The organism is Streptomyces sp. TAA040 (assembly GCF_000424845.1).
In genome coordinates, this window is the sequence record NZ_AUKR01000005.1 from 26,930 (window position 1) to 49,998 (window position 23,069).

A 23,069-nucleotide genomic window follows, 5' to 3' on the forward strand; every position below is an offset into this window, starting at 1 on the left:
GCACAAGGTCTCCCACCGTCCCCCTCCCGGGGACCGGGGCCACCGCCGCAGTGAGGGTCAGGGCGCGGCGGCGACCCCGGAGGTCGCGGTCGTGTCAGCGGCTGTCGCTCCCGGTGCTCCGTGCCGCGGCCCGGCCGGCTTCCAGCCGGGCGACCGGGATCCGGAAGGGAGAACAGGAGACGTAGTCCAGGCCGACCTCGTGGAAGAAGTGCACCGACTCGGGGTCGCCGCCGTGCTCCCCGCAGACCCCGAGCTTCAGCTCCGGCCGAGTGGCCCGCCCCGCCTCCGCCGCGTCCCGGACCAGCTTGCCCACCCCGTCCAGGTCGATCGTCTCGAAGGGGGAGACGCCGAAGATGCCCTTCTCCAGGTAGGCGGTGAAGAAGCTGGCCTCGACGTCGTCCCGACTGAACCCCCACACCGTCTGGGTCAGGTCGTTGGTGCCGAAGGAGAAGAAGTCGGCGGACTCGGCGATCTGGCCCGCGGTGAGCGCCGCCCGGGGCAGCTCGATCATGGTGCCGAGGGTGAGACCCAGCTCCACCCCGTAGGCCGCCTCCACCTCGGCGATCACCCGCTCCGCGTCGTCCCGGACGATCTCCAGCTCCTGGACGGTGCCGACCAGCGGGATCATGATCTCCGCCCGCGGGTCGGCCTTGGCACCCTTGCGTTCGGCGGCGGCCTCGGCGATCGCCCGCACCTGCATGCTGAACAGCCCGGGCACGACCAGCCCGAGGCGTACCCCGCGCAGCCCGAGCATCGGGTTCTGCTCGTGCAGCCGGTGGACGGCCTGGAGGAGCCGGAGGTCGTTCTCGTTGGCGTCCCGTCGGGACTCGGCCAGCGCGACCCGTACCGACAGCTCGGTGATGTCCGGCAGGAACTCGTGCAGCGGCGGGTCGAGCAGCCGCACCGTCACCGGCAGCCCGTCCATGGACTCGAAGAGCTCCTTGAAGTCGCCCTTCTGGAGGGGCAACAGCGCACCGAGGGCGGACTCCCGCTCGGCGTCGGTGTCCGCGAGGATGAGGTGCTCCACCAGTTCCCGGCGCTCGCCGAGGAACATGTGCTCGGTCCGGCACAGCCCGATGCCCTGGGCGCCGAAGCGCCGGGCCCTGGCCGCGTCCTCCGCGTTGTCGGCGTTCGCCCGCACCCGCAGCCGGCGCATCCGGTCGGCGTAGGCCATCATCCGGTGCACCGACTGCACGAGTTCGCCGGCGTCGTCGGCCCCGGCGTGCATCCGGCCCTCGAAGTACTCGACCACGGGTGAGGGGACGACCGGGACCTCGCCACGGTAGACCTTGCCGGTGGAGCCGTCGATGGAGACCACGTCCCCCTCGTCGACGACCACCGTGCCCCTGCCGTCCGGGTGCGGGGCCGTGAGCCGGCGGCGCTTGGTGTCCACCTCCAGGTCCTCGGCGCCGCAGACGCAGGTCTTGCCCATCCCGCGGGCCACCACGGCGGCGTGCGAGGTCTTGCCTCCCCGCGAGGTGAGGATGCCCTCGGCGGCGATCATGCCGTCCAGGTCGTCCGGGTTGGTCTCCCGGCGGATCAGGATGACCTTCTCCCCGGAGCGGGACCACTTGATCGCCGTGTACGAGTCGAAGACCGCCTTGCCGACGGCCGCGCCGGGCGAGGCCGCGATGCCCCGGCCGAGCTGCTCGGGCCGCTCGCCGCCGGCCGCGTCGAAGCGCGGGAACATGAGCTGGGCGAGCTGGGCGCCGTTCACCCGTTGCAGGGCCTCCGCCTCGTCGATCAGCCCCTGGTCGACGAGTTGGGTGGCGATCCGGAAGGCGGCGGCGGCGGTGCGCTTGCCGACCCGGGTCTGGAGCATCCAGAGCGTGCCCCGCTCGATGGTGAACTCGATGTCGCACAGGTCCCGGTAGTGCGTCTCCAGCGTCTCCATGATCTGCATCAGCCGCTCGTAGGACGCCCTGTCCAGCGTCTCCAGCGCGGCCAGGGGGACGGTGTTCCTGATGCCCGCCACGACGTCCTCGCCCTGGGCGTTCTGGAGGTAGTCGCCGTACACCCCCTGCTGGCCGCTCGCCGGGTCCCGGGTGAACGCGACCCCGGTGCCCGAGTCGGGGCCGAGGTTGCCGAAGACCATGGAGCAGACGGTGACCGCGGTGCCCAGGTCGCCGGGGATGCGCTCCTGCCGGCGGTAGAGCCTGGCCCGGTCGCCGTTCCACGAGGCGAAGACCGCGCGGACCGCGAGGTCCATCTGCTCGCGCGGCTCCTGCGGGAACTCCCGGCCGGTCTGCTTCGCGACGATGTCCTTGAAGTCCGTGACCAGCTCGCGCAGCGCCTCGGCGTCCAGGTCGACGTCCGTGGCGGCGCCGCGGCGCTGCTTCGCCTGCGCCAGCGCCTCCTCGAACAGCTCGCCGTCCACCCCGAGGACGGTGCGTCCGAACATCTGGATGAGCCGCCGGTAGGAGTCCCAGGCGAACCGCTCGTCCCCGGACTGGGCGGCCAGTCCGCCGACCGAGGCGTCGGAGAGTCCGATGTTGAGGACAGTGTCCATCATCCCCGGCATCGAGAACTTGGCTCCGGACCGCACGGACACCAGCAGCGGGTCGTCCGGCCGGCCGAGCTGCTTGCCCATCCGCTCCTCCAGCGCGGCGAGGTGGCGGCCGACCTCCTCGCGGAGCTCGGGGGGTTCGGCCCCGGAGTCGAGGTAGACCCGGCAGGCCTCGGTGGTGATGGTGAACCCGGGAGGGACCGGGAGGCCGAGGTTGGTCATCTCGGCGAGGTTCGCGCCCTTCCCGCCGAGGAGGTCCTTGAGGTCCCGGTTGCCCTCGGAGAAGGCGTAGACGAACTTCGGAGCGTTCGCGGTCGCGTGGGGGTCTCTGTTTTCCGACACGGGGCTCACTCCTCGTGGACGGCTGCCCTGACGGCCGGAGCGTAGCCGGATCGAAGGTGCCGGGGCACGGGCAACCGCACGTCAGTGGGCCACGACCACCCGTCCGCCGGAGAATCGAAAGTAAAAAGCGGTTCACTTTCGTCCATCGGTGGTTTTCAAGGAGTGAAACCATCCTCGCCCTGAGTGACCGTAAACCCTCGGTCGCGACTCCGAGTGAACGGGACGTTGAACTGTCGCACCTTCCATCGAAGGCATCGGACCGCGCTCCTTGGAGGCTTGCAGTACTCAGGAGAGCGCTCATATGAGCTATCACCTCATCACGTGTGTCCAGCATCACGCACGCCCGCGGCAGCAGTCCCAGCATGCGGACGGCGCCGACGGGTCCGTCATCCCACCGCCACCTCCCGTTCGCCCGCCCCGCCCGACCGCCGACTCGGTCGTGAGGTGCAGCGTGACCGGCAGCCCCCACACAGGCATGGTCGCCGGGTTCGCCTGCCCGGGACCGGCCCCGGGCAGGCCCTGTGCGTCGACGCCTCGGCCCGGCCCGCCGAGACACGGGCCCAGGTGACGAGGATCGCCCGCGGGACCGCGGAACTGATCGGCCTCGGCCGCGATCTGCGGGACGACGAGATCACCGTGCCGGAGGGCTGGGCGGGCGACCGGTACGGCATCCCGGTCGAATCCGTCCCGGACGCGATCCGGCTCAGCGGAAGCCTGGAGGGCGTGGTCATCGACCCGGTGCACGAGGGCGAGCCGATGACCGTGGCTCATCGATCTGGCCCGCGGGGGCGAGATCCCGAAGGACTCCCGCGTCCCCTCTACGCACACCTCGGCGGCCAGCCCGCGCTCAACGCGTGCAGCGGCCTCTTCGGCTGAGGCCGCACGCCCGGACGCGGGCTCAGCCGCCGTCCGGACGGCGCCCGGCACCGACGGCGGGCAACCCGGCGGATTTGGCGCGCAGGGCGGCCGGGCGGCCGGCGGCAGGACGTCCGGGCGGGGCACCGGCCTCGGCCAGCCGGGCGTCCGCCCGGTGCGGTGCGTACAGCTCCTCGACCACCAGCGCGGCCGCGCCGGCCAGGCCCGCCGTGTCCCCCGGCTCCGCGGTGACGACCTGGAGGTGGGCGGTGGTCCTGGGCATCGCCCGCTGGTACAGCTCCTCCCGGACACCGGCGAGGAACGCGGGGCCCGCCAGGTCGCCGGCGAACATCAGGACTCCCGGATTGAGCAGCGTGACCGCGGTGCCCAGCACCTCCCCCATCCGGCGCCCCGCCTGCTGCGCTGCCCGCACGGCCGCGGGATGCCCGGCGGCGAGCAGCCGGTGCACGTCCGAGCCGGAGGCGGCCGGGACGCCGGCCGCGGTCAGCTCCGCCGCCAGCGCCCACCCGCTGGCCACCGCGGCGAGGCATCCGTAGGAGCCACAGCGGCACAGCGCGTCCGGGCGGTCGTCGAGCCGCACGTGGCCGATGTCCCCGGCACCGCCGTCGATGCCGCGATAGATCCCGCCGTTCACCACCATCCCAGCGCCGATCCCGGTCGACGCCTTGACCAGGAGGAACGCCGTGCAGTCGGGGTGTCCGGCGCGCTGCTCCGCGTAGGCGATCAGGTTCGCGTCGTTGTCCACCAGCACCGGCAGCGGTGCGCCGCCGGAGTGGCCACCGAACGCTCCCCGGGGGCACCGGTCGTCCGGGATCCGGGCGGCGAGGGCCCGGCGCATGCCGTCCGGGATCGGGAAGCCGTCCCAGCCGGGCATCATCGGGGGCTGCACCACCGTGCCCGAGCCGAACTCCACCGGCCCGGGGATCGAGAGCCCCACACCGCACACCGGCAGCCCCGGTTCGCCGGCCGAGTCCAGCAGAGCTGCGAACCACGCGGCGAGACCGTCGAGAACTGCCTCCGGACCGTCGTCGACCAGCAGCGGACCGCTGTGCTCGGCGAGCAGCCGACCGTCGAGGTCGAGGACGGCGGCGCGTGCGTGCCTGGTCTCCAGGTCCGCGGCGAGCACCACCGCGTGCGTGGGGTCGAACTCCAGCCGCGCCGCGGGGCGTCCGCCCGGGCCCCCACCGGGGCTCGGGCCGGCGGTGCCCTCCCGCACCCAGCCCGCGCCGAAGAGCTGCTCCAGCCGGTGCCCGACGGTGGACCGGGACAGGCCGGTGGCACGTTGGAGCTCCCCCCGGTTCGTGGCCCGCCCGCTGCGGATCAGCTCCAGCAGGTGGCCCGCGCTGGCCTGGTTCGGTGCGCTGCTCGGCGCCATGCCGCCTTCCTCCTCCGCCGCCCCTGCACGTTTTCATGAACCTGCCGCACCGGACGGCCCCGGACACTCCGGGCTCCGGCGGGCGCACACTTCCGCACTTCCGCTTGTCCATAAGACAGTACCGCGCTAGTTTTGCCTGTTAACGCGACGTAACCGGTGGATGTCCTGCCCGTGATCACGCACGCCCCGCTCACGGCGCCGCGGCTCGGCGGGCCGGTGCGCCGGAGCGGCCACCGGTCGGATCAGCGAGACCCACCCAGGAGGTCCAGTGGCACGCGCGGTGAGACCGGCCGAATCCGACCCGGCCGCCCGGACGCACCGGCCGGCGGCCCCACCGGCCCGGCAGATGACCGGCGGCGAGAACGTCCACCGGCTGGCCCATCGCGCCCGCCGGGTACTGGCCGGCAACTGGACGGGCTCCTCGACCGTGCCCTCGCACGGTCTCTACCCGCACCAGTGGTCCTGGGACTCCGCCTTCGTCGCGATCGGACTGCGGCACGTCTCGCCCGTCCGGGCCCAGCAGGAGCTGGAGACCCTGTTCGCCTCCCAGTGGGGCGACGGCCGCGTCCCGCACATCGTGTTCAACCCCGCGGTCCCCGCGGACGCCTACTTCCCGGGCCCCGGTTTCTGGCGCTCCGCGAGCGCGGGCCGGGCGGCGGGCGCACCCGGCGGCACCGAGACCTCCGGCATCGTCCAGCCGCCGGTGCACGCGCTGGCCGTGTTCCTGGTGCACCGGGCCGACCCCGAGGCCTCGCGGCGGCGGTCGTTCCTGGCCCGGATGTACCCGCGACTGACCGGATGGCACCGCTACCTCGCCGCCCGGCGCGACCTCGGCGGCGGCGGACTCGTCTCGGTGCTGCACCCCTGGGAGGCGGGGATGGACAACAGCCCGTGCTGGGACCGCCCGCTCTCCCGGGTGCGGCCGGCTCCCGCCGGCAGCTACCGCCGGGCCGACCTGACGCACGGCGCGGTCAGCGACCGGCCGACCGATCTGGACTACGGCCGGTACGTGCGGCTGGCCGGCGACTACCGCGACGGCGGTTACCGCGACCGCGGCGTCGCCCACTCCTTCAGCGTCGAGGACCCGGGGGTGAACGCGCTCCTCGCCGCCTCGGAGAACGCCCTCGCCGCCATCGCGCGGACCCTGGGGGCCGACCCGGCCCCGCACCTCGCGCGGGCCGCCCGGCTGGCCGGCGCCCTGGTACACCGCCTGTGGGAGCCGGCCACCGGCCAGTTCCACTGCCGCGACGTGCGCGCCGGGGCCGTCCTGCAGGAGCGGAGCGCAGCCGGGCTGCTGCCGCTGATCGTGCCGCAACTGCCCGCCCCGGTGGCCGCCGCGCTGGTCCGCACCGCACACGGCCCGCACTACGGACTGGCCGCCGGCCGGCTCGTCCCGAGCTACGACCTGCTCGGCCCTGCCTTCGACCCGTACCGCTACTGGCGCGGACCCGCCTGGTTCAACGTCAACTGGCTGCTCGAACGGGGGCTGCGGCAGCACGGCCTCTCCGCACCGGCGCGGTCCCTGCGCGCCGCGCTGGTGCGCACGGCGGACTCCTCCGGGTTCGCCGAGTACGTCGATCCCCGCACCGGACAGGCCCGCGGCACCGGCGACTTCAGCTGGACGGCCGCGCTCGCCCTGGATCTGCTCGCCGACCCCGAGGAAGGCCCGACGCCATGACACGCACGGAGAACCGGCTGCTGTTCCACCACGGCACCTTCGCCGCCGTGAGCCCTTCCGGCGACATCACCGGCGCGCGCGGGCCCTCCCCGGACGGCCTGTTCCGCCGCGACGCCCGGCACCTGAGCCGCTGGCAGCTCACCGTCGACGGCAGCATCCCCACCGTCCTGGTGCCCGCCTCCGAGGGGCCGGTGGCCGTGTCGGTGCTGACCGAGGAGGGCAACCGCACCGAGCCGCCCCGGCACACCGTCTTCCGCGAGCAGTCCGTAGGGGCGGGCTCGCTCGTCGAGCGCATCCGGCTGACGAGCAACCGGCCCGGGACGGAGACGGCCCGTCTGGCGCTGACCGTGGACGCCGACTTCGCCGACCAGTTCGAGCTGCGCTCGGACCACCGCTGGTACGACAAGCCACACGCCGTCCGCACCCGGACGGCGCTGCCGGACGGCGTGGAGTTCGGCTATCGGCGCGGCGAGTGGTACTCCCGTACGGAGGTGACGGCCGACCCGCCGCCGGATGCAGTGGAGGACACCGGCAGCGGGGCCCGGCGGCTGGTGTGGGACCTGGAGCTGCCCGCGCACGGCTCGGCGGAGCTGAGCCTGCGGGTCGCCGCCCACCCGCACGGCACCGAACCCACCGGCGCCGTCACCGGTCCGCACGCCGGCACGGGCGGTACGGCGGCCGGGGAGGCGCGGCCGGACCACGGGAGCGGCACCGCCGCGGCGGACGACCCGGCACTGCCGGGAGCCGACTCCTGGCCGCAGTTGGCGCGGGCCGCCCGGCGCGGACTGGCAGACCTTTCCGGGCTCCTCGTGCCCGCCTCGGGCCCGGACGGCGAGCGGGTGCAGGTACCGGCCGCGGGGGTGCCGTGGTTTCTGGCGCTCTTCGGACGGCACGCGCTGATCACCTCGCTGTTCGCCCTCCCGTACCGACCGGAGCTGGCACTCGCCACACTGCCCGCACTGGCCGCCACGCAGGCCACCACGACCCACCCGGAGCGGAACGCCCAGGCCGGCAAGATCGTCCACGAGGTGCGGCACGGGGAGCTGGCGCACTTCGGGCAGGTGCCCTACGGAAGCTACTACGGCGCGGTGGACAGCACCCCGCTGTTCCTGGTGCTGCTCGGCGAGACGGTCGCCCGCACCGGCGACCCGGAGCCGGCCCGCAGACTGGAGCGGCACGCCAGGGCCGCCGTCCGGTGGATGTTCGCGTACGGCGGCCTGGCCGACCCCGATTCCGGGGCGGACGCCGGGGCGCCGGGATCAGGGGCGCCGGGCGAGGGAACGGCGGACGTGGGGACGGCGGGCTACCTCCGGTACCGGCCGCACGAGGGCGGCCTCACCCACCAGAGCTGGAAGGACTCCCCCGACGCGCTCTGCTTCGCGGACGGCGAGCGGGCCGAAGGGGTCATCGCCGCCGCAGCGGCCCAGGGATACGCCTACGCCGCCCTGCGGCACACCGCGGGGCTGGCGGAGTCGGTCTGGGGCGACAAGGCCCTCGCACGGCGGGCGACCGCGGCGGCGGACGCGCTGCGCGTCCGCTTCCAGCGGGACTTCTGGATGGCGGAGCAGGACTTCCCGGCCCTGGCGCTGGACGGCGCCGGGCGCCGGGTGGACGCGCTGGCCTCGGATGCCGGACACCTGCTGTGGTCCGGCATCCTGAGCCGGGAGCAGGGCGAGCGCGTCGGGCGCCGGCTGCTGGAGCCGGACTTCTTCTCCGGGTGGGGCATCCGGACCCTGGCCGCCGGGCAGCCCGCCTACCACGCGCTCTCCTACCACCGTGGCGGTGTGTGGCCGCACGACAACGCTCTCACCGCGTTGGGTCTGGCCCGCTACGGGATGCACGCGCAGGCCCGCCGGGTCGCCGACGGACTTGCCGCCGCGTCGGAGCGGGACGGCGGCCGGCTGCCCGAGGTCATGGCCGGCTGCGGCCGGGACGAGCACCCGGAGCCGGTGCCGTATCCGCACGCCTGCTCGCCGCAGTCCTGGGCGGCCGCGGCACCGCTCGCGCTGCTGACGGCGCTCGCCGCCGCCCCGGAGCCGGAGCAAGGCACCGCCGCGGGCGCGTCGGGCGCTCGCGACGCGATCGGGCAGGGCGCGGCGGCCGGGGCCGGGGCGTCGGCGGAGCCCGCGGGTCAACCGCCCGAGGTGTCCAGTTCGGCGTCCGCGCCGATCGCGGCGCACTCGTAGGGGTCCGTCAGCCAGCCGTCCGGCAGGGCGACCCTGTTTCGCCCGGACGTGCGGCCGCGGGGGCCGTCCGCACCGGCGGGCCAGGACTGGTCCGGGTCCAGCCGGTCCAGCAGTTCGCGCAACTGGGCGAGGGAGGAGGAGGTGGCCAGACTCCGGCGCAGCTCGGAACCGACCGAGAAGCCCTTGGTGTACCAGGCCACGTGCTTGCGGAAGTCGACGACCCCGCGCGCCTCGTCGTCCAGCCACTCACCGAGCAGCCGTGCGTGCCGCACCATCACCTCGGCGACCTCGCCCAGCGTCGGGCGGGCCGGGGCCCCAGCGGCGGTCCCGTCGTCCTCGAAGGCCCGCACCAGGTCCCCGAACAGCCAGGGCCGCCCCAGGCAGCCGCGACCGACCACCACGCCGTCGCACCCGGTCTCCCGCATCATCCGCACCGCGTCCTCGGCGCACCAGATGTCCCCGTTGCCGAGCACCGGGATCTCCGGCACCGCCTCCTTCAGCCGGCGCACGGCCGTCCAGTCGGCGACACCACCGTAGTGCTGAGCGGCCGTCCTGCCGTGCAGGGCGACGGCGCTGACGCCCTCCTCCACGGCGATGCGCCCGGCGTCGAGGTAGGTGAGGTGCTCGTCGTCGATGCCCTTGCGCATCTTCATCGTCACCGGCAGCCCCCCGGCCCCGGTGACGGCCTCGCGCAGGATGCCGCGCAGCAGGTGGCGCTTGAAGGGGAGTGCGGAGCCGCCGCCCCGGCGGGTGACCTTCGGGACCGGGCAGCCGAAGTTCAGGTCGATGTGGTCGGCCAGGTCCTCCTCGGCGATCATCCGGACCGCCTTGCCGACGGTGGCCGGGTCGACGCCGTAGAGCTGGAGCGAACGCGGGGTCTCCCCGGCGTCGAAGTGCACCAGCTTCATCGTCTTCTCGTTGCGCTCCACCAGGGCCCGGCTGGTGATCATCTCGCTGACGAACAGGCCCTTGCCGCCGCTGAACTCCCGGCAGAGCGTGCGGAACGGGGCGTTGGTGATCCCCGCCATCGGCGCCAGCACCACGGGAGGCTGGACGGAGTGCGGGCCGATGCGGAGCTGCTGCGGCATGACGGAGACAACCTCGGGGACGGGAGCGGACGGGAGACCGCCGTCCATTGTCCCCCATCCGCGGGCCGGGCGGCGGCCCGGTGCTCAGCCCTTCGCCCGACAGTGCCCGCAGGTGCCGAAGATCTCGATGGTGTGGGCGACCTCGACGAAGCCGTGCTCCGCGGCGATGGCGTCAGCCCACTTCTCCACCGCCGGGCCCTCCACCTCGACGGCCTTGCCGCAGTGCCGGCAGACCAGGTGGTGGTGGTGGTCGTCGGTGCTGCACCGCCGGTAGACGGCCTCGCCCTCGTCGGTGCGGAGCACGTCCACCTCACCGGCGTCCGCCAGCGACTGGAGCGTGCGGTAGACGGTCGTCAGGCCGACCGAGTCACCGCGGTGCTTGAGCATGTCGTGCAGTTCCTGCGCACTGCGGAACTCCTCGACCTCGCTGAGTGCCGCCGCCACCGCGGCGCGCTGCCGGGTCGACCGGCCACGGACAGGGGGACCTGCGGTCGCCGCCACCATTGCCTCCTTCGAAAGCACCCGGAGATGCTCGGCTCACCTTGGTCGGCCCATTGTGCCAGTGCCGGGGCACCGATCGGGACGAGGCAGCCGTGCCGGTCCGGGCCGGGTCCACGCTACGCGGTGTCCGCGGCGGCCGCGCCGCCGCTTCCGCGTACGGGTTCGGCGCCCGCTGCGGCCTTCGGTCCCGCGGGCAGCTCCGAATCCCCGGTCCCGGCCGCGGCGGCGGCCCTGCGCCGGGCCAGCGGCGCCGCCAGGACGGAGACCACCGCGAAGAGGGCGATCGCCAGCAGCACGATGCTCGCGCCCGGCGGTACGTCGGCGTAGTACGAGAGCACGGTGCCGGAAAGCGACACCGCCACGCCGCCGGTGACCGAGACCGCCAGGGTGACCGCGAAACCGCGGGTGACCTGCTGGGCCGCCGCGACCGGGATCACCATCAGCGCGCTGACCAGCAGCAGGCCCACCACCCGCATCGCCACCGTGACGGTGACGGCGGCGGTGACCGCCAGCAGCAGGTTCAGCGCCCGCACCGGCAGTCCGGTGACCCGGGCGAACTCCTCGTCCTGGCAGATCGCGAACAACTGCCGACGGAGGCCGAGGCAGACCGCCAGCACGAGGACCGAGAGCACCACGATGGCGACCACGTCCGCGGAGGCGACCGTGGTGATGGAGCCGAAGAGGAACGAGGTCAGTTGCGCGGTGGAGCCCCCGGGAGCCAGGTTGATGATCATGACGCCGCCGGCCATGCCGCCGTAGAAGAGCAGCGCCAGGGCGATGTCACCGCGGGCCTTGCCGTACCAGCGGACCAGCTCCATCGCCACGGCGCCCGCCGCGGAGACCAGGACGGCAGTCCACACCGGGTTGGTGCTCAACATGAAGCCGAGCGCCACCCCGGTCAGCGCGACGTGCCCGATCCCGTCGCCCATGATCGCCTGCCGGCGCTGCACCAGGTAGATGCCCACGGCCGGGGCGGCGACACCGACCAGCAGCGCGGCGAGCAGCGCGCGCTGCATGAACGGGAACTCGAGCAGTTGGATCATGACAGCAGTCCGGTCTCGATCTTCGGGGCCTCGGCGGCGTCGGCAGCGGAGTCGTGCGGGTGGCAGGCCAGGTCGTGCAGCCGCTCCGGGTGCTCGACGCGTTCCACCCGGCCCTCGCGCAGCACCACGGAGCGGTCGATGAGCGGGGCCAGCGGTCCCAGCTCGTGCAGCACCAGCAGGACCGCCGTGCCGCCGGCGGTCTGCTCGCGCAGCGCTTCGGCCAGCACCCGCTGGCTGTCCAGATCCACTCCGGCCAGCGGCTCGTCCATGATCAGGAGTTCCGGCTCCCCGGCGAGCGCCCTGGCGATCAGGACCCGCTGGTGCTGGCCGCCGGAGAGCGCGTTGACCGAGTCCCGCGCGCGATCGGCCATGCCGACCAGCTCCAGGGCGTGCCGTACCGCGTCCCGATCCGCCCGGCTCGGCGGGCGCCACCGGGAGCGGGCCAGCCGCCCGGCGGAGACGACCTCCCGGACGGTGGCAGGCACCCCTGCCGCCGCGGTGGAGCGCTGCGGCACATAGCCCACCCGCCGCCACGCGTGGAAGCGGCCCAGCGGGGTGCCGAAGAGGTCCAGCTCGCCCCCGGTGAGCGGTACCTGCCCGACCGCGGTACGGACAGCGGTGGACTTGCCCGAGCCGTTCGCACCGAGCAGCGCGACCACCTCACCCGGCCCGATGTCGAGGTCCATCCCGCGCAGGACCGGCCGCGCACCCAGGGAGGCGGTGACCTGGCGCAGGGATATGACGGGCTCCGCTTGGCTCATCGGGCCTCCTGACGGGTCGGGTTCCCGGTCCGCTGCGGAACGGGGCCGGGGCAGTGCGGTCACTCGGCGCCGAGCGCCTTCTCCAGCGCCGCCAGGTTGGCGCGCATCACCTGGAGGTAGTCCTCGCCCCGCGACTCGTCGGTGATGCCCTCCAGCGGGTCGAGCACGTCGACCTTCAGGTCGAGGTCCCCGGCCAGCGTCTTGGCGGTGCGGTCGCTGGCGATCGTCTCGAAGAAGATCGTGCTCACGTCGTCCTCGGCCGCGACGGTGTGCAGTTCCTTCATCCGGGCCGCGCTGGGCTCGGACTCCGGGTCGAGCCCAGCGATGGCCTCCTGCTTCACACCGTAGCGCTCCGCGAGGTGTCCGAACGCGGCGTGGGTGGTGATGAAGGTCTTCGTGGTGGTGTTCCGCAGGCCCTCGTCGAACTCCTTGTCCAGCTTCCCCAGCTCGTCCACCAGGGCGCCGGCGTTCTTGCGGTAGTCGTCGGCGTGGTCCGGGTCGGCCTCCGCCAGCGCGTCGCCGACCCCCTCGGCGATCGCGGCGTACTGCACCGGGTCCAGCCAGACGTGCGGGTCCTTGCCGCCGTGGTCGTGCTCGTCCTCGGCGTGCTCGTCCTCGGCGTGCTCGTCCTCGGTGTGCTCGTCCTCGGTGTGCTCGTCCTCGGCGTGCTCGTCCTCGGCGTGGCCGTCCTCACCGTGGTCGTGGGTCTCCGTCCCCTCACCGGCGTGCTCGGCCTTCCCGGCCAGCGCGGCGGCCTCCACGACGTGTTCCACGCCGGACTGCTCGACCGCCGTGTCCACCGCGGGCTGGAGGCCCTCCAGGTAGACGACGAGGCCCGCCTGCCCCAGCCGGCCGGTCTCCTGCGGGCTGAGTTCGAGGTCGTGCGGCTCCACCCCCGGCTCGGTCAGCGTGCGGACGGAGACGTGCTCCTTGCCGATCTCCTGGGCGAGGTATTCCATGGGGTAGAACGACGCCACCACATCGAGCTTCCCGTCGGCGTCGGCGCTCTCGCCGTCACCGCCGCAGGCGGACAGGGCAAGCATGCCGAGGGCGGTGACTCCGGCGAGGGCGGGGCCGGCTATGAGGGGGCGACGTCGTGCTTTCATGACAGTCATTTTCAACCCAAATGGAAACGATTGTCAACTCACCCGGTGAAGTGGGCTGCGTCCGGACCGATTTGATCCCGGGCCCTCACTCGCCGGTAATCTGAGGTATTCCGTCGTCGTAATGAAGAGAGCACCGTGGCCGCCGACAAGATCGACACCATCGTCAGCCTGGCCAAGCGCCGTGGCTTCGTCTACCCGTGCAGCGAGATCTACGGTGGCCAGCGGGCCGCCTGGGACTACGGTCCGCTGGGGGTGGAGCTGAAGGAGAACATCAAGCGCCAGTGGTGGCGCTCGATGGTCACCTCCCGTGAGGACGTGGTCGGCATCGACTCCTCGGTGATCCTGGCTTCCGAGGTCTGGCAGGCATCCGGGCACGTCGCCACGTTCACCGATCCCCTCACCGAGTGCACCTCCTGCCACAAGCGCTTCCGCGCCGACCACCTGGAGGAGGCGTACGAGGCCAAGCACGGCCGTCCCCCCGAGAACGGCATGGTCGGCATCAACTGCCCGCACTGCGGCAACAAGGGCTCCTTCACCGAGCCCAAGCAGTTCTCCGGCCTGCTCACGACCCACCTCGGCCCCACGCAGGACTCCGGCTCGGTGGCGTACCTCAGGCCCGAGACCGCCCAGGGCATCTTCACCAACTTCAGCGCCGTCCAGCAGACCTCGCGCAAGAAGCCCCCGTTCGGCATCGCCCAGACGGGCAAGTCGTTCCGGAACGAGATCACCCCGGGCAACTTCATCTTCCGCACACGCGAGTTCGAACAGATGGAGATGGAGTTCTTCGTCAAGCCCGGCGAGGACGAGACCTGGCACGAGTACTGGATGGAGCAGCGCTGGAACTGGTACCGCAACCTCGGTATGCAGGAGACGAACATCCGCTGGTACGACCACCCCAAGGAGAAGCTCTCCCACTACTCCAAGCGGACCGCGGACATCGAGTACCGGTTCGGCTTCGGCGGCAGCGAGTGGGGTGAGCTGGAGGGCGTGGCGAACCGCACCGACTACGACCTCACCTCGCACTCCAAGGCCTCCGGCCACGACCTGTCCTACTTCGACCAGGAGGCCGGCGAGCGCTGGACCCCGTACGTCATCGAGCCGGCGGCCGGCGTCGGGCGGGCCATGCTCGCCTTCATGATGGACGCCTACGTCGAGGACGAGGCGCCCAACGCCAAGGGCAAGATGGAGACCCGGACGGTCATGCGGCTGGACCCGCGACTGGCCCCGGTGAAGGTCGCCGTGCTGCCGCTCTCCCGGAACGAGAAGCTCTCCCCCAAGGCCCGCGGCCTCGCGGAGACGCTGCGCCAGCACTGGAACATCGAGTTCGACGACGCGGGCGCCATCGGCCGCCGCTACCGCCGTCAGGACGAGATCGGCACCCCGTTCTGCATCACCGTCGACTTCGACACCCTCGACGACAACGCGGTGACCGTGCGGGAGCGCGACACCATGAAGCAGGAGCGGGTCTCGCTCGACCAGATCGAGTCCTACCTGGGCGGTCGACTGATCGGCTGCTGAGCCGACGGCGGCAGCCCACGGGGTTTCGCGTGCCCCCGCCCGGACGGCCTCCGGGCGGGGGCACCGCCGTGTACGGCCGGGCGGGGACTCCGGCCCGCGGCCCGGGGCGTCAGCGCTGTTGGGCCCGGGCGGCCTGCTCCGCAACCTCGTTGGGGACGGCGGCGCCGAACCGCCGGTCGCGGGAGGCGTACTCCAGGCAGGCCCGCCACAGGTCGCGGCGGTCGAAGTCCGGCCACAGCACGTCCTGGAAGACCATCTCGGCGTAGGCGGTCTGCCAGATCAGGTAGTTGGAGGTGCGCTGCTCGCCGGAGGGCCGCACGAAGAGGTCCACGTCCGGCATGTCCGGATAGTAGAGGTACTTGGCAAACGTCCGCTCGGTGACCTTCGACGGGTCCAGCCTGCCCGCCCGGACGTCCTCGGCCACGGCGGCGGCCGCGTCCGCGATCTCGGCCCGGCCGCCGTAGTTGACGCAGAAGTACAGCGTCATCGCGTCGTTGTCCTTCGTCTGCTCCTGCGCGATCTGGAGCTCCTGGACCACCGACTTCCACAGCTTGGGCATGCGGCCCACCCACCGGATCCGGATGCCCAGCTCGTCCATCTCGTCCCGCCGACGGCGGATGACGTCCCGGTTGAAGTTCATCAGAAAGCGCACCTCCTCCGGCGAGCGCTTCCAGTTCTCTGTGGAGAAGGCGTACAGCGAGAGGTTCCGGACGCCGAGTTCCAGGCAGCCCCGCAGCACGTCCAGCACGACGGACTCGCCCTTGCGGTGGCCCTCGGTGCGCGGGAGACCGCGCTCCTTCGCCCAGCGCCCGTTGCCGTCCATCACGATGGCCACGTGCTCGGGTACGAGCCGCGGGGGGAGCGCCGGCGGACGCTCGCCCGAGGGATGAGGCTCGGGGGTTCGGTAGCCGGGGGACTCGCGACGCTGCCGGGACAGCGCTCCGCGACCTGCCATGTTCATCTCCAGGTGTTGCTGCGGCACGGGCGGGCCCCGCACGGGTCGCCGAGCCGACGGCGGGCTTCCGCCGAGACTAACGGGTCAGCCCTTGTCGACGTATCTCAGGGAGCGCAGCCCCCGCTCCAGGTGCCAGTGCAGGTACGCGGACACCAGCCCGCTACCCTCCCTGGCGTGCCGGGCCTCGGCCGCCTCCGCGGCAGCCCAGTCGCCGGTGAGCAGCGCACCGAGCAGCCGCACCGCCTCGGGGGACGGGACGACGCTGCCGGGCACCCGGCAGTCGCCGCACACGACGCCCCCGGCCCCCACGGAGAAGAACCGGTGGGGGCCGGACAGCCCGCACCGGGCGCACGACCCGAAGCTGGGGGCGTAGCCGCCGACGGCGAGCGAACGCAGCAGATAGGCGTCCAGGATGAGGGAGGGCGGGTGCTCCCCTGCGGAGAGCGACCGCAGCCCGCCCACCAGCAGCAGGTACTGCTGGACGTTGGGCTCGCCCTCGTGGTCGGTGAACCGCTCCGCCGTCTCCAGCATCGCGGTGCCCGCGGTGTAGCGCGCGTAGTCCGAGACGATGCCGCGGCCGTAGGGGGCGATGGTCTCCGTCTGGGTGCACAGCGGCAGCCCTCGGCCGACCAGCTCGCTGCCGCGGGCGAAGTACTGCACGTCGACGTGGGAGAACGGCTCCAGCCGGGCTCCGAACTTCGACTTGGTGCGGCGCACGCCGCGGGCCACCGCGCGCACCCGGCCGTGTCCGCGGGTCAGCAGCGAGATGACACGGTCCGCCTCGCCCAGCTTCTGGGTACGCAGCACAATGCCGTCGTCGCGGAACAGACTCATGACGGCATTCTCGCCCACGCGCGCCACGGTCCGGCACCAGGCCGCCGCTCAGGCTCCTTCGTTCAGCACCTGGCTGATGACATGGCGCTGGGTGTCGGTGAGCCGTGGGTCCGCGCAGTAGCCGGACCGCTCGCCGAGCATGATCTCGTACTGGAAACCGTCCGGGACGCCGATCGGCGGCACTGTACGACTCTCGTCGAGTGCCGTACGGGCAGCCTCGACCAGTCGCTCGTCGTCCGTCTCCAGGCTCGCCCGGCGGGTGAGACCGCCGAAACCGCCGGTACGGAGGACGGTGATGCACACGGGTGGGGACATCGGGGCACCTCTCCGTCTCGGGTGCGCGCACCGGCTCCCGGTACGCCCGGCGGTCGTCCCCGGCCGGACCGGGGACGACCGCCGGCCCCAGGGGGACGCCGGGGACCGCCCGTCGTTCAGCGGGGCACCCCCACGCGCCTCCAGGCCTCGCGCACCGCGCGGTACTCGTCCCCTCTACCGTACCGGGACGAGGCCGCCTCGGTCGTGGCGGCGGCGAAGTCGCCGAAGCCCGCGTCGGGGCGCAGGCCCCCGGCGGTGAGCGCGTCGTACCAGACCTGCCCCGCGCGTTCCCAGGCCCGGCCGCCCAGCGCCGTGGCGGTCAGGTGGAAGGCGCGGTTGGGGATGCCGGAGTTGATGTGCACGCCGCCGTTGTCGGCGTTGGTGCGCACATAGTCGTCCATGTGCGCCGGCTGCGGGTCCCGGCCGAGGGTGTCGTCGTCGTAGGCCGTGCCGGGCTCCGCCAGCGAGCGCAGCGCCCGGCCGTTCACCCGGTCGGTGAAGAGCTCCGCCCCGATCAGCCAGTCCGCTTCCGCCGCGCTCTGGCCGAGCACTCGCTGCTTGACCAGTGAACCGAACACGTCCGACACCGACTCGTTGAGTGCCCCGGACTGGCCCTCGTAGGCCAGGTCGGCGGTGTACTGGACCACGCCGTGACTCAGCTCATGGCCGATCACGTCCACCGCGAGGGTGAAGTCGTTGAAGACGACGCCGTCGCCGTCCCCGAAGACCATCCGGCCGCCGTCCCAGAAGGCGTTGGCGTAGCGCCGGCCGTAGTGGACCGTCCCGGACAGCGGCAGCCCGGCGCCGTCCACCGAGTCACGCGACCAGACGTCCGCGAACAGCGCGAAGGTGGCACCGAGGCCGTCGTAGGCGCGGTCGACCGCGGCGTCTCCGACCGGCTCCTCGCCCTCGCTGCGGAGGCGGGTGCCGGGCAGGGTCCGCCCGCCCTCGGCGTCGTGGACGATGCGGTCCGGGCGCAGCACCTCGCCGGGAGTACGGGCGCGAGGCGCGCGGCCGCCGGGCGCCGGACCGCGCGGGGTGCGGAACCGGCGCCGATTCCGCCAGTCGGCGTCGAGTTGCAGGGTCTGCCGAGCCGGGGCGCGCAACGCGAGATCCGCCCCGCGTGCCAGCCGGTCCAGCAGGTGCGGCGGCACGATCGTGCAGTGCGCGCCCGCGAGCGGCACGGGCCTCCTGCACGCGGACGGGGCGCTCGCGGATCGGGGGGCAGCGGATCGGGGGGCAGCGGATCGGGGGGCAGCGGATCGGGGGGCAGCGGAGAGGGCGGTCGTGGCTCGGGGACGAGGGCGAGGTGCCGGGGCGCCGGCTGCGGAGGACTGACCCATACGGCCCAATGTCGCACAGCGTGTGCGGACTGTCACCCCCCGAAGTGATGACAGGTGAGCCGCTCGCCCGCGGCTCGGCGGGGCGCCCCCGCGGGCGCCGCCGGGTCTCGCATACTGATACGGACCAGTCGCCGCGGCACCGCTCGACTAGGGTGGTCGCCATCATGCGATTCGGGCTGCTTCTCCTTAGCCGCCGCGGCGAGGGCCTGCACACACCGTAAGGCCGACCCCCTCCCCGCGGAGTTCGGTGCTGCCGTCGTCGGCCTCTCGAAGCCCACTTGGCCAGGAGCCCCCTCCCATGACCTCCGCACCGCGCAAGCCCGTCGGCCGGCACACTCCGATCACCGCCGCCCGCGTCACCCAGCAGCCCTCCGGGATGCCGATCCACAAGTACGGCCCGTACGAGGCGTTGGACGTCCCCGACCGCAGGTGGCCGGGCAACCGCATCACCCGCGCACCGCGCTGGCTGTCCACGGACCTGCGGGACGGCAACCAGGCACTGATCGATCCGATGTCCCCCGCCCGCAAGCGGAAGATGTTCGACCTGCTGGTGGAGATGGGCTACAAGGAGATCGAGGTCGGGTTCCCCTCCTCCGGCCAGACCGACTTCGACTTCGTGCGGTCGATCATCGAGGAGGGGGCCGTGCCGGAGGACGTCACCATCTCGGTGCTGACCCAGGCGCGCGAGGAGCTGATCGCCCGCACGGTCGAGTCGCTGGTCGGCGCCCCCCGGGCCACCGTCCACCTCTACAACGCCACGGCACCCACCTTCCGCCGGGTCGTCTTCCGCGGCACCCGGGACCAGGTGAAGCAGATCGCGGTGGACGGCACCCGGCTGGTCACCGAGTACGCCGAGAAGCTGCTGGACGACCGCACAGCGTTCGGCTACCAGTACAGCCCGGAGATCTTCACCGACACCGAGCCGGATTTCGCCCTGGAGGTCTGCGAGGCGGTGATGGACGTGTGGGAGCCCGAGGAGGGACGCGAGATCATCCTCAACCTGCCCGCCACGGTGGAGCGGTCGACGCCCTCCACCCACGCGGACCGGTTCGAGTGGATGTCCCGGAACCTGTCCAGGCGCGAGTTCGTCTGCCTGTCGGCACACCCGCACAACGACCGCGGCACCGCGGTCGCCGCCGCCGAACTGGCGGTGATGGCCGGCGCCGACCGCGTCGAGGGCTGCCTGTTCGGCCAGGGCGAGCGCACCGGCAACGTGGACCTGGTGACCCTGGGCATGAACCTCTTCTCCCAGGGCGTCGACCCGCAGGTGGACTTCTCCCGGATCGACGACATCCGGCGCACCGCGGAGTACTGCAACCAGATGGAGATCCATCCGCGGCACCCGTACGCGGGCGACCTGGTCTACACCTCGTTCTCCGGCTCCCACCAGGACGCCATCAAGAAGGGCTTCGAGGCGATGGAGGCCGCCGCGGCCGAACGCGGCCGCCCGGTGGACGACATCCCGTGGGAGGTGCCGTACCTGCCGATCGACCCCAAGGACGTCGGCCGCTCCTACGAGGCCGTCATCCGGGTCAACTCGCAGTCCGGCAAGGGCGGCATCGCCTACGTGCTGAAGGCCGACCACAGCCTGGACCTGCCGCGCCGGATGCAGATCGAGTTCTCCCGCACCATCCAGGAGATGACCGACACCGGCGGCGGCGAGGTGACCCCGGCGCAGATCTGGGACGTCTTCCGCAGCGAGTACCTGCCGACCCCGGACGACCCCTGGGGTCGGATCCTGCTGCGCAGCGCACAGAGCGAGACCACCAGCGACGGCCACGACACGCTCACCGTGGAGGCCGTGGTGGACGGTACCGAGGCCACCCTGACCGGCACCGGCAACGGTCCGATCTCGGCCTTCTTCAACGCGCTGGCCTCCCACGGCATCGACGCGCGCCTGCTGGACTACGTGGAGCACACGCTCAGCGAGGGTGCGGCGGCGCAGGCCGCCTCGTACATCGAGTGCGCCATCGACGGCCGCGTGCTGTGGGGTGTCGGCATCGACCCGAACACCACGCGGGCCTCGATCAAGGCGGTCGTCTCCGCCGTCAACCGCGCGGCACGCTGACCCCAACCCCGCACGCTCTTCGTCGGCGGCCCCGCCCGGAGCGGCGTTTTCCGGGCGGGGCCCGGCTTTGTCCGGTCCGGGGTACTGACGCCACCTCACGTCTGTGGTTAACATCACGTCTGCGGCAACGGAGCCGGGGCGTAACGGAGGTGCGGCGTGGACGGACTGCGCATGGCAGGGATGCGGACGGCGTGGACCACCGTCGGTGACGGCGAGTTCTTCTGCCCCGCGTGCGGAGGCGACCGCAACTACAAGCGGCGCACCGGCAGAAGGCGACTGGTCGTGCTGGGGCTACCGGTGCTGGCCCGCGGCGAGGTCCCCGAGGCCTTGGTGTGCACGTCCTGCCGGGGCCACTTCGGCACCGGACGACTGGAGCGGCCGACCACGAACCGGCTGGCCACCCTGCTGCGGGACGCCGTGCACATCGTCGTCCTGAGCACCCTCGCCGCCGGCGGGACAGGCTCCAGGGAGGCGGTGGAGGCGGCAGTGGCCACCCTGCAGGAGGCCGGCTTCCCGGACTGCTCCGAGGAGCAGCTCCTGGCACTGCTCGCCGCGCTGCACGCGGACGGCGCCGTGCGCCGGGACGAACTGCACCGCGTGCTCGACCCGCTGGTGCCGCACCTCGCGGCCGCCGGGCGGGAGCGGCTGCTGCTGCACGGCGCCCGGATCGCCCTCGCCGACGGCCCGTACGAGCAGGCGGAGCACGCCGTGCTGCGCGCCCTGGGCGGCGCGCTGCGGCTCCGGTCGGCCGAGACGGAGCGGTTGCTGGCCGCCGCCCCCGAGCGGCACTGAACGACCCGGCCGCCGCGAGCCGGGCGCGCTCGCGGCGGGGCCGCTCGCCGTCAGAAACCGAGCTTGCGCAGCTGCCTGGGGTCGCGCTGCCAGTCCTTGGCCACCTTGACGTGCAGGTCCAGGTAGACGGGGGTCCCCAGCAACGCCTCGATGTGCTTGCGGGAGGTGCTGCCGACCTCCTTGAGCCGGCTCCCCTTCGGGCCGATGATGATGCCCTTCTGGCTGGGGCGCTCGATGTACACGAAGGCGTGGATGTCCAGCAACGGGCGGTCCGCCGGCCGGTCGGGCCGCGGCAGCATCTCCTCGACGACGACCGCGATCGAGTGCGGCAGTTCGTCGCGGACGCCCTCCAGCGCGGCCTCCCGGATGAGCTCGGCGACCATCACCTGCTCCGGTTCGTCGGTGAGGTCGCCGTCCGGGTACAGCGGCGGGCTCTCCGGCAGCATCGGCACCAGCAGGTCGGAGAGCAGCCCCACCTGCTCGGAACCGACCGCCGACACGGGAACGATCTCCGCCCACTCGATGCCCAGTTCGCGGCCCAGCCGGTCGACCGCGAGCAACTGCTCGGCGAGCGTCCCGGAGTCCACCAGGTCGGTCTTGGTGACGATCGCGACCTTCGGGGTCTTCCTCAGCCCGGCCAGCTCGGCGGCGATGAACCGGTCGCCGGGTCCGAGCTTCTGATCGGCGGGGAGGCAGAACCCGATCACGTCCACCTCGGCCCAGGTGGTGCGGACCACGTCGTTCAGACGCTCGCCCAGCAGGGTCCTGGGCTTGTGCAGCCCGGGGGTGTCCACCAGGACCAACTGCGCGTCCGGTCGGTGCACGATGCCGCGCACGCTGTGCCGGGTGGTCTGCGGCCTGCTGGAGGTGATCGCGACCTTCGTCCCCACCAGCGCGTTGGTCAGGGTCGACTTGCCCGCGTTGGGCCGGCCGACGAAGCAGGCGAAGCCGGCGCGATGCGGGGAGGTGGGGGAAGGAGCGCTCATGCGCCCATTCTCCCTGATCCACCGGCCCGGGCCGACCGGCGGCCCGCGATCAGCCCGGCCCCGGCCAGCGCACCGGCGACCAGCAGCAGCACGGCCGCGGCCAGCAGCAGCCAGTCGGTGCCCCGGCCGGCGGACCAGTCGCCGATCAGGGTGGCCCACAGCAGCATCCCGGCCAGGGTGAGCGCGTAGCCGGACAGCGCCCGCGCCCGGCGCACCAGCCGCGGCCGGCGGTAGGAGCGGGCCAGTTGCTGGAGACCCTCGGGCAGCAGGAAGAGACCCAGCACCAGGAACAGCACCGGGAGCCCGTCGCCGACGGCCCACTCGGCCAGCGAGCCGCTCACCGCGAAGGCGCCCAGCGCGGTGAGCGCGAAGCCGAGCCGGCGCTCGTCGAGGAACTCGGACACCCCGCTCATCCGGCGGTCAGCGCGGAGCGCAGCGACCCGTCGGCGGCGGCGAGCAGCACGGACGCCTGCGGCCCGCCGAGGTCGCGGACGGCCGCCAGGTCGTCGGGAGCGAGCGTCTCCGCTCCGGAGACCACCGCGGCGGCCTCCAGCGAGGTCGCGCCGGAGGCGACCGCCATGGCGACGGCGGTGCGCAGGGCGCTGAGCCGCAGGGACGGGAGGTCGACCGTACCGGCCACGTACGTGCGTCCGGTGTCGTCGCGCACCGCGGCTCCCTCGGAGACGGCGTTGCGGGCCCGGGCGCTGCGGGCCAGGGTGATGATCTTGCGGTCCTCGGGGTCCAGGGCGGCTTCCTGACTGCCTTCACTCATGAAGCGAGCATAATCGCCGCCTCG

At 72.9% G+C, this 23,069-nt stretch carries 20 protein-coding genes; 6 read left to right on the forward strand and 14 right to left on the reverse strand.

Annotated features, from left to right (window positions below; translation table 11 throughout):
• Positions 1–94 precede the first annotated feature (94 nt).
• On the reverse strand, positions 95–2,848 hold the full coding sequence (gene ppdK, locus H300_RS0104070) for a pyruvate, phosphate dikinase (RefSeq protein ID WP_028426414.1): 2,754 nt from the start codon (positions 2,846–2,848) through the stop codon (positions 95–97).
• Between the two features lie 564 nt (positions 2,849–3,412).
• On the opposite strand from ppdK, the gene H300_RS24850 reads away from it, so the two are divergent.
• Positions 3,413–3,724 (forward strand): hypothetical protein, encoded by a 312-nt coding sequence (locus H300_RS24850; RefSeq protein ID WP_028426415.1) that lies wholly within the window; start codon positions 3,413–3,415, stop codon positions 3,722–3,724.
• A gap of 22 nt (positions 3,725–3,746) precedes the next feature.
• Here H300_RS24850 and H300_RS24855 read toward each other — a convergent pair whose 3' ends face one another.
• Entirely contained in the window at positions 3,747–5,099 is a 1,353-nt protein-coding gene (locus H300_RS24855) for an ROK family transcriptional regulator (RefSeq protein ID WP_078515706.1), read from the reverse strand.
• A gap of 346 nt (positions 5,100–5,445) precedes the next feature.
• On the opposite strand from H300_RS24855, the gene H300_RS0104085 reads away from it, so the two are divergent.
• Both H300_RS0104085 and H300_RS24860 read left to right on the forward strand, forming a co-directional pair.
• Positions 5,446–6,777, forward strand: a complete 1,332-nt coding sequence (locus tag H300_RS0104085) for an MGH1-like glycoside hydrolase domain-containing protein (RefSeq protein ID WP_037979159.1) — start codon at positions 5,446–5,448, stop codon at positions 6,775–6,777.
• Positions 6,774–8,963 (forward strand): glycogen debranching N-terminal domain-containing protein, encoded by a 2,190-nt coding sequence (locus H300_RS24860; RefSeq protein ID WP_078515707.1) that lies wholly within the window; start codon positions 6,774–6,776, stop codon positions 8,961–8,963. Before H300_RS0104085 ends, H300_RS24860 begins: the two co-directional genes overlap by 4 nt.
• Here H300_RS24860 and dusB read toward each other — a convergent pair.
• The 5 genes from dusB to H300_RS0104115 all read right to left on the reverse strand — a co-directional run bounded on the left by dusB (position 8,909) and on the right by H300_RS0104115 (position 13,471).
• Positions 8,909–10,051 carry a tRNA dihydrouridine synthase DusB gene (gene dusB / locus H300_RS0104095; protein ID WP_028426417.1) on the reverse strand — a complete coding sequence of 381 codons (1,143 nt, stop codon included), beginning with the start codon at positions 10,049–10,051 and terminating at the stop codon, positions 8,909–8,911. The genes H300_RS24860 and dusB overlap by 55 nt on opposite strands.
• Before the next feature lie 84 nt (positions 10,052–10,135).
• Positions 10,136–10,555 (reverse strand): Fur family transcriptional regulator, encoded by a 420-nt coding sequence (locus tag H300_RS0104100; protein ID WP_037979081.1) that lies wholly within the window; start codon positions 10,553–10,555, stop codon positions 10,136–10,138.
• A gap of 113 nt (positions 10,556–10,668) precedes the next feature.
• Complete coding sequence (locus H300_RS0104105) at positions 10,669–11,595, reverse strand: metal ABC transporter permease (protein ID WP_028426419.1); 927 nt, start codon at positions 11,593–11,595, stop codon at positions 10,669–10,671.
• Complete coding sequence (locus tag H300_RS0104110; protein WP_028426420.1) at positions 11,592–12,356, reverse strand: ATP-binding cassette domain-containing protein; 765 nt, start codon at positions 12,354–12,356, stop codon at positions 11,592–11,594. Before H300_RS0104110 ends, H300_RS0104105 begins: the two co-directional genes overlap by 4 nt.
• Positions 12,357–12,415: 59 nt before the next feature.
• Entirely contained in the window at positions 12,416–13,471 is a 1,056-nt protein-coding gene (locus H300_RS0104115; RefSeq protein WP_028426421.1) for a metal ABC transporter substrate-binding protein, read from the reverse strand.
• Positions 13,472–13,597: 126 nt separating this feature from the next.
• Here H300_RS0104115 and H300_RS0104120 point away from each other — a divergent pair, with 126 nt between their 5' ends.
• Positions 13,598–14,980, forward strand: a complete 1,383-nt coding sequence (locus H300_RS0104120) for a glycine--tRNA ligase (protein ID WP_028426422.1) — start codon at positions 13,598–13,600, stop codon at positions 14,978–14,980.
• A gap of 109 nt (positions 14,981–15,089) precedes the next feature.
• Here H300_RS0104120 and H300_RS0104125 read toward each other — a convergent pair whose 3' ends face one another.
• From H300_RS0104125 to H300_RS0104140, 4 genes are all read right to left on the reverse strand, one after another.
• Entirely contained in the window at positions 15,090–15,935 is an 846-nt protein-coding gene (locus H300_RS0104125; protein WP_028426423.1) for an isoprenyl transferase, read from the reverse strand.
• An 84-nt stretch (positions 15,936–16,019) separates the two neighbouring features.
• On the reverse strand, positions 16,020–16,769 hold the full coding sequence (recO, locus tag H300_RS0104130; RefSeq protein ID WP_028426424.1) for a DNA repair protein RecO: 750 nt from the start codon (positions 16,767–16,769) through the stop codon (positions 16,020–16,022).
• 48 nt (positions 16,770–16,817) lie between these two features.
• Complete coding sequence (locus H300_RS0104135) at positions 16,818–17,084, reverse strand: protealysin inhibitor emfourin (protein WP_486583546.1); 267 nt, start codon at positions 17,082–17,084, stop codon at positions 16,818–16,820.
• Positions 17,085–17,200: 116 nt separating this feature from the next.
• Positions 17,201–18,268: a M4 family metallopeptidase gene (locus H300_RS0104140; RefSeq protein ID WP_028426426.1), complete on the reverse strand. Its 1,068-nt coding sequence runs from the start codon at positions 18,266–18,268 to the stop codon at positions 17,201–17,203.
• 457 nt (positions 18,269–18,725) lie between these two features.
• Between H300_RS0104140 and leuA the strand changes: the two genes are divergently transcribed.
• Together leuA and H300_RS0104155 are read left to right on the forward strand one after the other, a co-directional pair.
• Positions 18,726–20,495: a 2-isopropylmalate synthase gene (gene leuA, locus H300_RS0104150; protein ID WP_028426427.1), complete on the forward strand. Its 1,770-nt coding sequence runs from the start codon at positions 18,726–18,728 to the stop codon at positions 20,493–20,495.
• Between the two features lie 171 nt (positions 20,496–20,666).
• Positions 20,667–21,287, forward strand: a complete 621-nt coding sequence (locus H300_RS0104155; RefSeq protein ID WP_051269515.1) for a tellurite resistance TerB family protein — start codon at positions 20,667–20,669, stop codon at positions 21,285–21,287.
• A gap of 50 nt (positions 21,288–21,337) precedes the next feature.
• On the opposite strand, the gene era is transcribed toward H300_RS0104155, so the two are convergent.
• Genes era through H300_RS0104170 form a run of 3 tightly spaced genes read right to left on the reverse strand, consistent with a single transcriptional unit; the run spans position 21,338 to position 23,045 of the window.
• On the reverse strand, positions 21,338–22,273 hold the full coding sequence (gene era, locus H300_RS0104160; protein WP_028426429.1) for a GTPase Era: 936 nt from the start codon (positions 22,271–22,273) through the stop codon (positions 21,338–21,340).
• Positions 22,270–22,686 (reverse strand): hypothetical protein, encoded by a 417-nt coding sequence (locus tag H300_RS0104165; protein WP_158678314.1) that lies wholly within the window; start codon positions 22,684–22,686, stop codon positions 22,270–22,272. Before H300_RS0104165 ends, era begins: the two co-directional genes overlap by 4 nt.
• Positions 22,683–23,045 carry a cytidine deaminase gene (locus H300_RS0104170; protein ID WP_028426431.1) on the reverse strand — a complete coding sequence of 121 codons (363 nt, stop codon included), beginning with the start codon at positions 23,043–23,045 and terminating at the stop codon, positions 22,683–22,685. The genes H300_RS0104165 and H300_RS0104170 overlap by 4 nt, the downstream gene beginning before the upstream one ends.
• Positions 23,046–23,069 lie beyond the last annotated feature (24 nt).

What these genes read in the sequence shown, in the direction of transcription:
- H300_RS24855 (WP_078515706.1), bottom strand. Translation starts at nt 5,099, where the DNA reads ATGGCGCCGAGCAGCGCACCGAACCAGGCCAGCGCGGGCCACCTGCTG.
- H300_RS0104085 (WP_037979159.1), top strand. Translation starts at nt 5,446, where the DNA reads ATGACCGGCGGCGAGAACGTCCACCGGCTGGCCCATCGCGCCCGCCGG.
- H300_RS24860 (WP_078515707.1), top strand. Translation starts at nt 6,774, where the DNA reads ATGACACGCACGGAGAACCGGCTGCTGTTCCACCACGGCACCTTCGCC.
- dusB (WP_028426417.1), bottom strand. Translation starts at nt 10,051, where the DNA reads ATGCCGCAGCAGCTCCGCATCGGCCCGCACTCCGTCCAGCCTCCCGTG.
- H300_RS0104100 (WP_037979081.1), bottom strand. Translation starts at nt 10,555, where the DNA reads ATGGTGGCGGCGACCGCAGGTCCCCCTGTCCGTGGCCGGTCGACCCGG.
- H300_RS0104105 (WP_028426419.1), bottom strand. Translation starts at nt 11,595, where the DNA reads ATGATCCAACTGCTCGAGTTCCCGTTCATGCAGCGCGCGCTGCTCGCC.
- H300_RS0104110 (WP_028426420.1), bottom strand. Translation starts at nt 12,356, where the DNA reads ATGAGCCAAGCGGAGCCCGTCATATCCCTGCGCCAGGTCACCGCCTCC.
- H300_RS0104115 (WP_028426421.1), bottom strand. Translation starts at nt 13,471, where the DNA reads ATGACTGTCATGAAAGCACGACGTCGCCCCCTCATAGCCGGCCCCGCC.
- H300_RS0104125 (WP_028426423.1), bottom strand. Translation starts at nt 15,935, where the DNA reads ATGGCAGGTCGCGGAGCGCTGTCCCGGCAGCGTCGCGAGTCCCCCGGC.
- recO (WP_028426424.1), bottom strand. Translation starts at nt 16,769, where the DNA reads ATGAGTCTGTTCCGCGACGACGGCATTGTGCTGCGTACCCAGAAGCTG.
- H300_RS0104135 (WP_486583546.1), bottom strand. Translation starts at nt 17,084, where the DNA reads ATGTCCCCACCCGTGTGCATCACCGTCCTCCGTACCGGCGGTTTCGGC.
- leuA (WP_028426427.1), top strand. Translation starts at nt 18,726, where the DNA reads ATGACCTCCGCACCGCGCAAGCCCGTCGGCCGGCACACTCCGATCACC.
- H300_RS0104155 (WP_051269515.1), top strand. Translation starts at nt 20,667, where the DNA reads ATGGCAGGGATGCGGACGGCGTGGACCACCGTCGGTGACGGCGAGTTC.
- era (WP_028426429.1), bottom strand. Translation starts at nt 22,273, where the DNA reads ATGAGCGCTCCTTCCCCCACCTCCCCGCATCGCGCCGGCTTCGCCTGC.
- H300_RS0104165 (WP_158678314.1), bottom strand. Translation starts at nt 22,686, where the DNA reads ATGAGCGGGGTGTCCGAGTTCCTCGACGAGCGCCGGCTCGGCTTCGCG.
- H300_RS0104170 (WP_028426431.1), bottom strand. Translation starts at nt 23,045, where the DNA reads ATGAGTGAAGGCAGTCAGGAAGCCGCCCTGGACCCCGAGGACCGCAAG.